Origin of the sequence: Amycolatopsis kentuckyensis (assembly GCF_002155975.1) — a bacterium.
Lineage (GTDB): Bacteria > Actinomycetota > Actinomycetes > Mycobacteriales > Pseudonocardiaceae > Amycolatopsis > Amycolatopsis kentuckyensis.
Map to the genome: position 1 here is coordinate 1 of NZ_MUMI01000028.1, position 12076 is coordinate 12076.

Genomic DNA, 12076 nt, shown 5'->3' on the forward strand with positions numbered 1-12076 from the left:
CGTGATCAGAGCCGGAACTCGCGAGATCGGGGTTCAATCACGCGAGATACGGCTTCAATCACGCGAGATCCGGGCTCAATCACGCGAGTTACGGGTTCAGTCACGCGAGTTGCGGGTGTTGAGGCGGGCGGCTTGGCGGGTGAGGTGGTCGACTTCGGCGAGGCTGGCTGCCTTGGCCGCCGCGTCGGCGTACAGCTTTGCCGCCGTCTCGAGGTCGCCGTCGCGCTCGTGGAGGTAGGCCGACACCGCCGTGTGGCGGGGCACCGCGGCATCCACCTCCGCCAACGCCGCCAGGCCGGCCCGCGGGCCGTCCGCCTCGCCGACGGCGACCGCGCGGTTGAGCCGCACGACGGGGCTGCCGGTCAGGCGCACCAGCTCGTCGTACCACTCGACGATCTGCACCCAGTCGGTCTCCTCCGTGTGCCGGGCGTCGGCGTGCAGGGCCGCGATGGCCGCCTGGGCCTGGAACTCGCCCAGCCGGTCGCGGGACAGCGCCCGCTGCAGGATGGCCACGCCTTCGGTGATCAGCGCGGTGTCCCAGCGGGTCCGGTCCTGCTCGGCGAGCGGGACCAGGGCGCCGCCGTCCGTCGTCCGGGAGGCCCGCCGGGCGTGGTGCAGCAGCATCAGCGCGAGCAGTCCCGCCACCTCCGGGTGGTCGATCGCCGCCGCGAGCTGCCGGGTGAGCCGGATGGCCTCGGCGGCGAGGTCGACGTCGCCGGAGTAGCCCTCGTTGAAGACCAGGTAGAGCACGCGCAACACGGTCGCGACGTCGCCGGGCTGGTCGAACCGCACCCCCGACACGGTCCGCTTGGCGCGGCTGATGCGCTGCGCCATGGTCGCCTCGGGCACCAGGTACGCCCGCGCGATCTGCCGCGTGGTCAGCCCGCCGACGGCCCGCAGCGTGAGCGCGACCGCCGACGACGGCGTCAGCGACGGGTGCGCGCACAGGAAATACAGCTGGAGCGTGTCGTCCACGGCCGCCGCGGGCCCGGGCGCCACCTCGGCGTCGACGACGTCCTCGCGCTTGCGGCGGGCGGCGTCCGCCCGGGTCGCGTCGAGGAACTTCCGCCACGCCACGGTGACCAGCCAGCCCTTCGGTTCCCGTGGCGGATCGGCCGGCCAGACGCGCAACGCCTCGACCAGCGCCTCCTGGACGGCGTCCTCGGCCGCCGCGAACTCCGCTCCGCGGCGGACGAGGACGGCCAGGACACCCGGGGTGAGGCTCCGGAGCAGGGCTTCGTCCACGAGCTCAGCCGATCCGCTCGGCCAGCTCGACGATGATCCCCTCCGGGCCGCGGACGTAGCAGAGCTTGAAGCTCTCCTCGTACCGCACCAGCTCGCCGACGAGTTCGGCGCCGTGCGGCCGCAGCCGCTCCAGGACCCCCTCGATGTCCGCCACCTCGAACAGGATGTGCCGCAGACCGGGCGCGTTCGCCGGCGCCTGCGGGTCGCCGCCCGGTCCCGCCGGCGTCCGGTACCGGATCAGCTCCAGCTTCCCGTGGCCGTCCGGCGTCCGCAGCATCGCCACGTCCGACCGGACGCCGTCCAGCCCGACGATCCGGTCGACCGCCCGGCCGTCGACCGTCATCTCCCCCTCCACCTCGAGCCCGAGCTCGACGAAGAACGCCTTCGCCGCCTCGAGGTCCCCGACGACGATGCCGACGTGCTCCAGCCGTGGCAGAACCATCGTGCTCCCCGTCATTCCGTGATGGTCGGCGGCGCGGCCAGGAACGGGCGCAGCTCGAGCCACTCGTGGATCGGCTCCCCGTTCGGGCCGGGTGCGGCCGACAGCTCCGCGGCCAGTTCGAGGGCCCGCTCGTAGCTGTCGACGTCGATCACCGTCCAGCCGGCGATGAGGTCCTTGGTCTCGGGGAACGGGCCGTCGGTGACCGGCGGCCGTCCCTCGCCGTCGTAGCGGACGAACGTCCCCTCCGGGGCGAGCGCCTGGTGCTCGACGAACTCGCCGGTGGCGACGAGCTTGTCCCCGAAGTCCTGCATGTACTGGATGTGCGCGGTGATCTCCTCCGGCGTCCACTGGTCGATGGTGGTGTCGCAGTTCGCCGGGGCCGGCGCGCCGCGGTAGTGCTTCAGCAGCAGGTACTTCGCCATCGTGGTGCTCCCTCGGTGGGTGACGGCCCATTCTGGCCGCTCTCACCCCGGGGACGGAGCCGGTTCCGGCGTTTCGACATCGCCGGAGAAGATTTTTTGCGGCCGCCCGCGAGGAGCGGCCGCACGGACCTACTGGCGGTAGGACTCGACCTCGGACACCGGGCGGGCCGCGGCCTCGTCCGGGTTCTCGTGGAACTCCGCCTTCGCGCGCCGCTGCCGCAGCAGGTCCCAGCACTGGTCGAGCTGCTGCTCGACCGCGGTGAGGCGGTCCTTGTCGCCGCCGCTCAGCCCCACGCCGACCGAGCGCGACCGGAGCTCGTGCTCCTCCGCGATCAGCTCGTCGATCCGGCCCAGGATTTCGCCGTCGGCCATCTGTTCCTCCTCTTCCGGGGTGCGCTCGGTCAGACGCTACCGCGGCCCCGGGAATTCCCGCCGGGCTCGAGTCGTTGACCAGGGCATGAGCACCGTTGAGCTGACCGCCGAGAACTTCGACCAGACGCTGACCGACAACGAGTTCGTCCTGATCGACTTCTGGGCGAGCTGGTGCGGGCCGTGCCGCCAATTCGCGCCGGTCTACGAGAAGGCCTCCGAGAAGCACGAGGACATCGTGTTCGCGAGCGTCGACACCGAAGCGCAGCAGCAGCTCGCGGCCGCCTTCGACGTCCGCTCGATCCCGACGCTGGCCATCATCCGGGACAAGACGCTGATCTACGCCCAGCCCGGCGCGCTCCCCGAAGCCGCCCTCGAGGACCTGATCAAGCAGGCCCGCGAGGTCGACATGGACGAGGTCAAGCGCAAGGCCGCCGAAGCCGAGGCCGAACAGGCCTGACCACCACCACACGACGAAGGCCGCCCCGCGGGGCGGCCTTCGTCGTGTTCAGGACCGCGTCGCGAGCCCGCGCAGGAAGAACGCCAGGTTCGCCGGGCGCTCGGCCAGCCGCCGCATGAAGTAGCCGTACCACTCGTCGCCGTAGGGCACGTAGACGCGCATGCGTGCCCCGGACGCCGCGATCCGCGCCTGCTCCTCCGGGCGGATGCCGTAGAGCATCTGGAACTCGTGGTCGTCGTCCGTGCGGCCGTTCTCCTCGGCCAGCGCGGCGGCGATCTCGATCATCCGCGGGTCGTGCGAGGCCACCATCGGGTAGCCCCGGCCCGCCATCAGGACGCGCAGGCAGCGGACGTAGGACTTGTCCACCTCGGACTTCTCCGCGAACGCCACCGACTCCGGCTCGGCGTACGCGCCCTTGCACAGCCGCACGCGGGACCCGGGCCCGGACAGCTCGCGGCAGTCCTGCTCGGTGCGCCGCAGGTAGGCCTGCAGCACCGCGCCCACCCACGGGTACTCGCCGCGCAGCTCGCGCAGGATGCCGAGCGTCGAGTCCGTGGTGGTGTGGTCCTCCATGTCGAGCGTCACGGTGGCACCGACCGCCTCGGCCGCCGCGCAGATCTTCCGCGCGTTCTCCAGCGCGACGTCCTCGCCGTCCGCCGGCAGGAACTGCCCGACCGCCGACAGCTTCACCGAGACGTCCGCGCCCTCGGCGAGCCCTTCCGCGGCCAGCGCGGTCAGCACGGCCTCGTAGGCCGCCACGGTCGCCGCCGCCTGCGCGGCGTCGGTGGTGTCCTCACCGAGGTGGTCGAGGGTGATCCGGCGGCCGTCCGCGGCCAGTTCCCTGGCCACGCGGACGGCGTCGGCCGTCTCTGACCCGGCCACGAACCGGCGCACCACGGACCGCGTGGCGGGCACGGCCTCCACGAGCCGCCGGATGCCCTTCGAGCGGGCGGCGGCGAGCAACGGGGCACGCAGCATGACGAACCTCCTCAGCCCTGGTGCGGGTAGCGCACGCTGGTCGGCGGCACGAAGGTCTCCTTGACCGAGCGGGGGCTCGTCCAGCGGAGCAAGTTGAAGATCGAGCCGGCCTTGTCGTTGGTGCCCGAGGCCCGCGCGCCGCCGAACGGCTGCTGGCCGACGACGGCACCGGTCGGCTTGTCGTTGACGTAGAAGTTGCCCGCCGAGAACTTCAGCGCTTCGGACGCCTTCGCGACGGCGGTGCGGTCGTTGGCGATGATCGCGCCGGTCAGCGCGTACGCGGCCGTTTCGTCGACCAGCTTGAGCACGGCGTCGAAGTCGCCGTCCTCGTAGACGTGCACCGACAGGATCGGGCCGAAGTACTCGGTCGAGAAGATCTCGTGCTTCGGGTTGTCCGAGACCAAGATGGTCGGCTGCACGAAGTACCCGACGCTGTCGTCGGCGGTGCCTCCGGTGAGGACCTCGACCGAGGCGTCGTTCTTGACGCGGTCGAACAGGTCCGAATGCTTGGTGAACGCGCGCCGGTCGATGACCGCGCCGCCGAAGTGCGACAGGTCGGTGACGTCGCCGTAGGACAGCGCCTCGGTCTCGGCGACCAGGCCGTCCTTCAGCTCGTTCCAAACGCTGCGCGGGACGTACGCCCGCGACGCGGCGGAGCACTTCTGGCCCTGGTACTCGAAAGCGCCGCGGACCATCGCGGTGCGCAGGACGTCGACGTCGGCCGACGGGTGCGCGACGATGAAGTCCTTGCCGCCGGTCTCGCCGACCAGCCGCGGGTAGCCGCGGTAGCCCGCGATGTTCGCGCCGACCGTGCCCCACAGGTGCTGGAACGTCGCGGTCGAGCCGGTGAAGTGGATGCCGGCCAGGTCGCGGTGGGTCAGGGCGACCTCGGAGACGGCCTTGCCGTCGCCGGGCAGCAGGTTGATCACGCCCGGCGGCATCCCAGCCTCTTCGAGCAGCCGCATGGTCAGGTGCGCGGCGAACGACTGCGTCGGCGACGGCTTCCACAGCACGGTGTTGCCCATCAGCGCGGGCGCGGTCGGCAGGTTGCCGGCGATCGCGGTGAAGTTGAACGGCGTGATCGCGTAGACGAAGCCTTCCAGCGGCCGGTGCTCCATCCGGTTCCACACGCCCGGCGAGCTGATCGGCTGCTCGGCGAGGATCCGGCGGCCGAACTCGACGTTGAAGCGCCAGAAGTCGGCGAGTTCGCAGGCGGAGTCGATCTCGGCCTGGGTCGCGGTCTTGGACTGGCCGAGCATGGTGGCGGCGTTGAGCGTGGCGCGCCACTTGCCGGTGAGCAGGTCGGCGGCGCGCAGCAGGATCGCGGCGCGGTCGTCGTAGGACAGCGCGCGCCACTCCGGCGCGGCCTTCGCGGCCGCCGCGATGGCGTCGGTCGCGTCCTGCTGCGTCGCGCTGTGGATGGTGCCGAGCACGTGCGCGTGGTTGTGCGGCTGGACGACGTCGATCTTCTCGCCGCCGCCGGGGCGCTGCTCGCCGCCGATGGTGACGGTCAGGTCGACCGGCTCCGCCTGGCCCAGCCGCTTCAGCGCACCCTCGAGCTCGGCGCGCTCGGCGCTGCCCGGCGCGTAGGTGAGCACCGGCTCGTTCTTCGGGGCGGGGGTCTGGGTCACGGCGTCCACGGCGGCTCCTCTGCTTTATGTCCAGATGCCCCGAACGGTAACTCCGGACACGCGCCGACGGCTTGTCCGATCAGCTAAAATCGCTCGTATGATCTTGGCCGATCGGATAAGGCTGCCGTGACGTCGCTGCGCCACGTCCTGGCCACGCTCGGCGAGCCGCTCGTCGAGGTCGTCGTGGCGCCGCACGGCCTCGGCGTCGGCGTCACCGACGTCGTGATCCTCGACCCGGAGGACCCGCTGGAAGCGTCCCCCGGCGACCTGGTGCTGGTGATCGGCGCGCGCGGCCGGGCGGCGGCCCCGGCCATCCGCGCGGCCGGGCGCGGCGGCGCGGCCGCGGTGGCGGTCAAGGGCGCGACGGGCGCCGACGTCGCCGCCGACGCGGGCGTCGCGCTGCTCACGGTCGGCGCGGAGGCGCGCTGGGAGCAGGTGGAATCGCTGGCCCGCGGCGTCGTCGAAGCGGCCCGCGCGGGCGGCGAGGCAGCCAGCGGCGAGGTGCTCGGCGACCTGTTCTCGCTGGCCCAGACGATCGCGACGCTCACTGGCGGCCTGGTCAGCATCGAGGACACGGCGAACCGCGTGCTCGCGTATTCGCGGGCGGGCGACGAGGTCGACGAGCTGCGGCGGCTGTCCATCCTCGGCCGCGAGGGCCCGGAGCGCTACCTCGCCATGTTGCGCGAATGGGGCGTCTACCAGCGGCTGCGCGCCGGGGAAGGGATCGTCCGGATCGACGAGCGGCCCGAGCTGGGCATCCGCCGCCGCATCGCGGCGGGCATCCACGCCGGCAAGCAGCCGCTGGGCACGATCTGGGTCCAGGAGGGCGCCCAGCCGCTCACCGAACGGGCCGAGACGGCGCTGCTCGGGGCGAGCCGCACCCTGGCGCCGCAGCTGATCCGGGCGCGCACGCTGCCGAGCCCGGAGCTGCGGCTGCGCGAGGACCTGCTGGCCAGCCTGCTGGAAGGCCGGCTGGACGCGGAGTCCGTCGCCGACGACATCGGCGCGGACCCGTCGCGGCCGGCGCAGGTCCTGGCGTTTTCCCTGGAGCGCTCGGACAACCGGCAGCTGCGGCGGGCCGAGCTGGTGCACCTGATCGCCGTCCACACGGCGGCCTACCGGCGCAGCGCGCTGGTGAGCGTGATCGGCGGCCGCGTCTACGCGCTGCTGCCGGACCTGCCCGAGCACTCCGACGCGGCGGTGCTGGCGCTGGCCCGCGAAATCGCGGCGACGGCCCGCCGTCACCTGGACGTCCCGGTCCGCGCGGCCCTCGGCGGCGTGGTGCCCCGGCTCTCGGAGGCGGCGGCATCCCGCGGCGACGCGGACCGCGTCCTGGCGGCGATGACGCGCGGGCGCTGGGCGGCGGACGTCGCCTCGCTGGCCGACGTCCGCGCCGAAGTGCTGCTTTCGGAGGTGCTGGCATTCCTCGGGACGCAGCCGCGGATCCGCGACCCGCGGCTGACGGCGCTGGTGGAGCACGACACCGAGCACGGCGGCATTCTCGTGCCGGCGGTCCTGGCCTGGCTGAACGCGTTCGGCGACGTCCGCGCGGCGGCCCGGGTGCTCAACATCCACCCGAACACGGTGCGGTACCGGGTCCGGCGTGCCGCGGAGGTGTCCGGGGTGGACTTCGACGACCCGGCGCAGCGCCTGTTAACTCAGCTGCAGCTGCGGCTGTGACCCTGCTAGCTTCCCGCGGGTGGATCTCTTTTCGCGCACGTGGGCGGCGTTGCGCCTCGCGGTCGCTTCCGTTCCCGATGCGGAGTTCGCGAAGCCGTCGGGCTGCCGCGGCTGGCTGGTCCGGGACCTGGTCTGCCACCTGGTGATCGACGCGCAGGACGTGCTGATCACCCTCGCGACCCCGGCGTCCTCGGCGCTGACGCACGACGCGATCACGTACTGGGCGGTGTCCGGCGAGCTCCCTTCGGGGGACGACCCGCTGTCGGCCCTGATCGTCCGCCTGGCGGCGGCGTACGAGGACCCGGCGCTGCTGAAGTTCCACCTGGACGACGTGGGATCGGCGGCGGGCCGGGCGGCGGACCTGGTGGACCCGGGAGAGCGGGTGTCGACGCAGGAGATGGTCCTGACGGCGGGTGACTACCTGTCGGCGTACGTGCTGGAGTGGACGTTGCACCACCTGGATCTGGTGGCGCACGTGCCGTCGGTGGCGGGGCCGCCTGCCGAGGGGCTGGCGCGGACGCGGGTGATGGTGGAGAAGATCGCGGGGGCTTCGTTCCCGGCGTCGATGCCGGACACCGACGTCCTGCTGGTGGCGACCGGCCGGCGCGCCCCGACGGAGGCGGAGACCGCGGCGCTGGGCGAGCTGGCGGCGCGGCTGCCGCTGGTGCTCGGGTGAACCGAATACCTCGCGGACAATTCCCGACGGGATGACCGGAGCTCAGGAAATAGTTTCACGCAAGCGCAGCTCGGCCAATGCGGCGAAAGAATCCAGGCGCGCGGATTGGTCGTAGGCGGCGGTCGTGGCGAGTATTTCGTCGGCGCCGGTGAGCGCGACCAGCCTCCCCAGCCGGTCCTCCACCTCGGCCGGCGTCCCCGAGATCTGACCGTCCACAGTCTCCTCGAGCCGCCTTCGCTCGCGGTCGGTCATCGGCCCCGCGAGGATGTCGCCGGGCGGGTCCAGGGGCGGGAAGACGCCGTGGGAGCGCGAATACACCGTCGCCCAGGCTTCCGAGACGAGCAGGCGGCGGGCATCCGCCGCCGAGTCCGCCACCGCGATCGCCGTCGACACGACCACGTACGGCTCGCGCGCCCACTCGGACGGCCGGAACCCGTCCCGGTAGCGCGTCACGGCCTCGGCCAGGGCCGGTTCGCCGCGCACCGGGGCGATCACCAGCGGCAGCCCGAGCTCCGCGGCGAGGTCCGCACCCGACCCGGTGGCCAGCAGGAACGGCGGCACGCGCAGCCCCTCGGCCGGGTAGGCGTGCACGCCGGGATAGCCGTGGTCCCCGGTGAAGAACCCGAGCAGTTCACGGACCTGCGCGCCGAAGTCGTCGGCGGCGTCCTTGCCGTGCCCCAGCGCCGATCGGACGCCGCCGGTGAAGCCGACGGACCGGCCGAGCCCCAGGTCGATCCGGCCCGGGTTAAGCGCTTCCAGCACACCGAACTGCTCGGCCACGACCAGCGGCCGGTGGTTCGGCAGCATCACACCCCCGGTACCGACGCGGATCCGGCTCGTCGCGCTCGCGACGGCGGCGGCGAGCACGGTCGGCGCGGACCCGGCGACACCCGGCACGCTGTGGTGCTCGGACACCCAGAACCGGTGGTAGCCCAGCTGTTCGACGGCGGCGGCGAAGGCGACGGTGTCCCGCAGCGCCTGCGCGGGCCCGCGGTCCCGCCGCACGGGCGAGCGGTCGAGCACGGAGAACGGCGTCACCCCGAGTGCAACGCCGGGCGTCCGGCGGGATTCCCGTCAGGGCCGCCAGCGCTCGCTGTACTCCGGGTGGTCGGCGTAGGGCAGGGCCAGCAGGCGCAGCGTGAGGCACCAGTTGGAGCCGGCCTCGTCGGCGGGCACGTGGCAGGTCTCACACCAGTATTCGCTGCCGTAGAGCGGAAAACCGGGCACCTTCTCCGACACCGTGGTGCGGTGGGCGAGCAGGATCCGCCGGGTCGCCTCGATCTCGTTGATCATCTGGTTGACCACGTCGAGCTCGAGATCGGTCAGCCCGCGGATCTTCTGCTCCACGGCGACCTTCGTCTCGCCGCGGTTCATCGCCTCGCCGGCCTTCGCCTTGTTGACGGCCTGCATGATCAACGCCTGCCGCGCGCCCACCCGCGCCGCGAGGAAAGCGATCAGGTCGTCCACGAACGGCCTCCTTCCTCGAACCCGCTCCCCGATGGCCCCGGGGAGTCGTCGATCCGGGACCGCACGTTACGCCGTCGGAGACCAAGATCGTGACATCGAGAACGGCCGTGCAACATTTGTGACCCGAAAGGCGACAGCGGGCGCTTGCGTGATCACTCGGCGTTCCGGTTGGTGCATTCGGCCGAGAGCAATTTCCCGGCGATCGGGAGATTCGGTGACGACCGCCACGGCTGTGGTCGTGATTACAGTTCGTGCCGGACAACGGTCTCTTCCGTGTCACTCCGTAACACCGGGCTCCGCCGCCGCGTCTGTCCCCGCAGCACAGTCACGGAGGTGGTCATGTCCGTTCCGGCTTCACCCGGCCCGCAGACGCCGTACTTCCCGCCGGTCGCCGCGCGGCCCCGGCGCAGGAAGTGGCCGTGGGTGGTGGGTGCACTGGCCGTGCTGCCCGCCCTGGCGGCCGGCGTCGTGCTGGCGCTCGCCTACGGCCAGAGCGTCGCCGGCCCGTGCCTGGACAAGGCGCAGCACGCCCCCTGCGTCGGCCCCGGCGGCACGTGGATCTCCGCCGATGGTGCCGCGCGGTCGCGGGACGCCGCCGCGCCCGCCACCACCAGCCCGTCGATCCCCGCGTTCGCCGTTCCGACCACGACGGAACCGGTCCTGCCCGAGCCCACGGCGAAGGACTACTCGGTCGACCTGGCCGTCCAGTCCAAGCAGTGTTTCGGTTCGGCCGGGTGCAACGTGGTCGTCGAGCCGAAGCTCAATTTCCTCGGCGCGAGCACCCTCCTCTGGGAGTGCGACATCACCTACAGCATCTCGGGCGACGCGTCCGGCGAGCTCATTGAGACCGCCTACGCCCAGGGCGGCACCTCGTACCGCGTCGATCGCACCAGCATGAGCACCAAGAACGGCAAAGTCGTCCCCAAGGCAACCGTCACCGCCGTCAGCTGCCGGAAGCCGTGAGGGGTCAGTCGGGGCGGGCCTTGCTCGGCTGGACCCGCTTCGGCTCGCCCGGCATCTTCGGGTAGTCCGGCGGGTACGGCAGGTCCCCCAGCCCGTGGTCACGCACGTCCCGCTCGTACCACTCCAGCGCCGTCTCCAGGCCGAACGGTGTCTCGTCCATCGCCGCGTGCAGGTCTCCGTACTTCTCCAGGAACGCCGGGATCGTCAGGACGTCGAAGTCGTCCGCGTCCACCTCGCCCAGCAGCTCCCACGTCAGCGGCGTCGACACCGTCGCGCGCGGCGTTCCGCGGACCGACCAGCTCGACGCCACCGTCCGGTCGCGGGCCGCCTGGTTGTAGTCGAGGAAGACCCGGCCGCCGCGCTCCTCCTTCCACCAGGAGATCGTCGCCTTCTCCGGGATCCGGCGGGTGACCTCGCGGCCCAGCGCGATCACCGCGTGGCGGACCGCCACGAAGTCCCACTCCGGCCTGATCCGGACCAGCACGTGCACCCCGCGGCCGCCCGACGTCTTCGGCCAGCCCGTCAGGCCCGCGTCCGCCAGGACCTCGCGGACCACCAGGGCCACCTCGACCGCGTCCGCGAAGCCGGCGCGGTCCGGCGGGTCGACGTCGATCCGGAGCTCGTCCGGGTGGTCGACGTCGGCGCGGCGGACCGGCCACGGGTGGAAGTCGAACGTGCCCAGGTTGGCCGCCCACGCGAACACCGCCGGCTCGGCCGGGCACACCTCGTCCGCCTTGCGGCCCGACGGGAACGTGATCTGCGCGGTCGACACCCACGGCGGCGCGCCCTTCGGCACGCGTTTGGCGTAGAACCAGTCGCCCTCGACGCCGTCGACGTAGCGCTTCAGCGTCGTCGGGCGCTCGCCGATCGCGCGCAGCAGCGGCCCGCCGACCGTGATGTAGTGCTCCACGACCTGCCGCTTCGTGATGCCGCGCTGGGGGAAGTACACCTTGTCGGGGCTCGTGACGCGGACCGTGCGCCCGCCCACCTCGTACTCGACCGGGTCACCGTTCTTGGGCATGCGGCCACGCTAGCCCGCCGACGGACGGCCGGTAGGCTCGAACGGGTGTCCGGCCGCACCAAGCTGATCGTCGCGCTCGCCGTGCTCGCCGCCTTCGCGGCGGCCGCGGTGCTGCTGCCGATCCCCGGTCCGGCCGACCTGCGGGCCTGGGCCGCCACCACCGGACCCGCCACCCCGCTCGTGCTGCTCGTCGCGTACTCGCTGCTCACCGTGGCGCCCATCCCGCGGACGGTGTTCAACCTCGCCGCCGGCCTGCTCGTCGGCACCGCGGCCGGGATCGCGATCGGGCTGGTCGCCACCACCATCGCGGCCGCGCTCTCCTTCGGGCTGGCCCGGCTGCTCGGCCGCGACCTGGTCACCCGCCACCTGCACCGGTCCGCCGTCCGCACCGTCAACGACCGCCTTTCCGGCGGCGGCGTCCTCGCCGTCACGTCGCTGCGGCTGATCCCGGTGGTGCCGTTCGCGCCGTTCAGCTACCTCTGCGGGGTGTCCTCGGTGCGGCTCGCCCCGTACCTGGCCGGTACGCTGCTGGGGAGCGTGCCCGGCACGGTCGCCGTGGTCGTCCTCGGCGATGCCCTGACCGGCGACACGCCGCCCGCGCTGCTCGCCTGTTACGGCGTGTTCGCGCTGGCCGGAGCGATCGGGCTGGTCAAGGTGTTCAAGAAGCGGGCACCGGCCGAACCGCAGCCCGCCGGACCGGCTGGCTGACGCGAACAGCACAG

General features: G+C 72.5%; 14 protein-coding genes. 5 read left to right on the plus strand and 9 right to left on the minus strand.

Features of this window, described 5'->3' with window-relative positions:
* Positions 1 to 96: 96 nt before the first annotated feature.
* The 4 genes from CCN39_RS03135 to CCN39_RS03150 form a co-directional block, all read right to left on the minus strand.
* The gene (locus tag CCN39_RS03135; RefSeq protein ID WP_086838298.1) at positions 97 to 1245 is read right to left on the minus strand and encodes an RNA polymerase sigma factor; all 1149 of its coding nucleotides are present in this window, start codon (positions 1243 to 1245) and stop codon (positions 97 to 99) included.
* A gap of 4 nt (positions 1246 to 1249) precedes the next feature.
* Positions 1250 to 1687, minus strand: coding sequence for a VOC family protein (locus tag CCN39_RS03140; RefSeq protein ID WP_086838299.1), 438 nt, complete (start codon positions 1685 to 1687; stop codon positions 1250 to 1252).
* An 11-nt stretch (positions 1688 to 1698) separates the two neighbouring features.
* Positions 1699 to 2109 carry a YciI family protein gene (locus CCN39_RS03145; RefSeq protein ID WP_086838300.1) on the minus strand — a complete coding sequence of 137 codons (411 nt, stop codon included), beginning with the start codon at positions 2107 to 2109 and terminating at the stop codon, positions 1699 to 1701.
* 129 nt (positions 2110 to 2238) lie between these two features.
* On the minus strand, positions 2239 to 2481 hold the full coding sequence (locus tag CCN39_RS03150) for a DUF2630 family protein (protein WP_086838301.1): 243 nt from the start codon (positions 2479 to 2481) through the stop codon (positions 2239 to 2241).
* A gap of 85 nt (positions 2482 to 2566) precedes the next feature.
* Between CCN39_RS03150 and trxA the strand changes: the two genes are divergently transcribed.
* Positions 2567 to 2938 (plus strand): thioredoxin, encoded by a 372-nt coding sequence (gene trxA, locus CCN39_RS03155; protein WP_086838302.1) that lies wholly within the window; start codon positions 2567 to 2569, stop codon positions 2936 to 2938.
* Between the two features lie 48 nt (positions 2939 to 2986).
* On the opposite strand, the gene CCN39_RS03160 is transcribed toward trxA, so the two are convergent.
* Positions 2987 to 3916: a proline dehydrogenase family protein gene (locus CCN39_RS03160; RefSeq protein WP_086838303.1), complete on the minus strand. Its 930-nt coding sequence runs from the start codon at positions 3914 to 3916 to the stop codon at positions 2987 to 2989.
* An 11-nt stretch (positions 3917 to 3927) separates the two neighbouring features.
* Positions 3928 to 5556 (minus strand): L-glutamate gamma-semialdehyde dehydrogenase, encoded by a 1629-nt coding sequence (gene pruA, locus CCN39_RS03165; RefSeq protein WP_086838304.1) that lies wholly within the window; start codon positions 5554 to 5556, stop codon positions 3928 to 3930.
* Between the two features lie 117 nt (positions 5557 to 5673).
* On the opposite strand from pruA, the gene CCN39_RS03170 reads away from it, so the two are divergent.
* Together CCN39_RS03170 and CCN39_RS03175 are read left to right on the plus strand one after the other, a co-directional pair.
* On the plus strand, positions 5674 to 7227 hold the full coding sequence (locus CCN39_RS03170) for a PucR family transcriptional regulator (protein ID WP_086838305.1): 1554 nt from the start codon (positions 5674 to 5676) through the stop codon (positions 7225 to 7227).
* A gap of 19 nt (positions 7228 to 7246) precedes the next feature.
* Positions 7247 to 7903 (plus strand): maleylpyruvate isomerase N-terminal domain-containing protein, encoded by a 657-nt coding sequence (locus tag CCN39_RS03175; RefSeq protein WP_167454964.1) that lies wholly within the window; start codon positions 7247 to 7249, stop codon positions 7901 to 7903.
* Between the two features lie 42 nt (positions 7904 to 7945).
* Here the strand turns inward: CCN39_RS03175 and CCN39_RS03180 are convergent, their stop codons facing one another.
* Complete coding sequence (locus CCN39_RS03180) at positions 7946 to 8941, minus strand: LLM class flavin-dependent oxidoreductase (RefSeq protein ID WP_086838307.1); 996 nt, start codon at positions 8939 to 8941, stop codon at positions 7946 to 7948.
* Positions 8942 to 8977: 36 nt separating this feature from the next.
* Positions 8978 to 9370, minus strand: a complete 393-nt coding sequence (locus CCN39_RS03185) for a DUF6221 family protein (RefSeq protein ID WP_003068867.1) — start codon at positions 9368 to 9370, stop codon at positions 8978 to 8980.
* 339 nt (positions 9371 to 9709) lie between these two features.
* Between CCN39_RS03185 and CCN39_RS03190 the strand changes: the two genes are divergently transcribed.
* Positions 9710 to 10333 carry a hypothetical protein gene (locus tag CCN39_RS03190; protein WP_086838308.1) on the plus strand — a complete coding sequence of 208 codons (624 nt, stop codon included), beginning with the start codon at positions 9710 to 9712 and terminating at the stop codon, positions 10331 to 10333.
* A gap of 4 nt (positions 10334 to 10337) precedes the next feature.
* On the opposite strand, the gene CCN39_RS03195 is transcribed toward CCN39_RS03190, so the two are convergent.
* Positions 10338 to 11354 (minus strand): DNA polymerase domain-containing protein, encoded by a 1017-nt coding sequence (locus CCN39_RS03195; protein ID WP_086838309.1) that lies wholly within the window; start codon positions 11352 to 11354, stop codon positions 10338 to 10340.
* Positions 11355 to 11399: 45 nt separating this feature from the next.
* Here CCN39_RS03195 and CCN39_RS03200 point away from each other — a divergent pair, with 45 nt between their 5' ends.
* Positions 11400 to 12062 carry a TVP38/TMEM64 family protein gene (locus CCN39_RS03200; protein ID WP_086838310.1) on the plus strand — a complete coding sequence of 221 codons (663 nt, stop codon included), beginning with the start codon at positions 11400 to 11402 and terminating at the stop codon, positions 12060 to 12062.
* Positions 12063 to 12076: the final 14 nt, after the last annotated feature.

Coding starts and splice junctions, on each gene's coding strand:
- trxA (WP_086838302.1), top strand. CDS start 2,567: ATGAGCACCGTTGAGCTGACCGCCGAGAACTTCGACCAGACGCTGACC.
- CCN39_RS03145 (WP_086838300.1), bottom strand. CDS start 2,109: ATGGCGAAGTACCTGCTGCTGAAGCACTACCGCGGCGCGCCGGCCCCG.
- CCN39_RS03195 (WP_086838309.1), bottom strand. CDS start 11,354: ATGCCCAAGAACGGTGACCCGGTCGAGTACGAGGTGGGCGGGCGCACG.
- CCN39_RS03190 (WP_086838308.1), top strand. CDS start 9,710: ATGTCCGTTCCGGCTTCACCCGGCCCGCAGACGCCGTACTTCCCGCCG.
- CCN39_RS03150 (WP_086838301.1), bottom strand. CDS start 2,481: ATGGCCGACGGCGAAATCCTGGGCCGGATCGACGAGCTGATCGCGGAG.
- CCN39_RS03160 (WP_086838303.1), bottom strand. CDS start 3,916: ATGCTGCGTGCCCCGTTGCTCGCCGCCGCCCGCTCGAAGGGCATCCGG.
- CCN39_RS03140 (WP_086838299.1), bottom strand. CDS start 1,687: ATGGTTCTGCCACGGCTGGAGCACGTCGGCATCGTCGTCGGGGACCTC.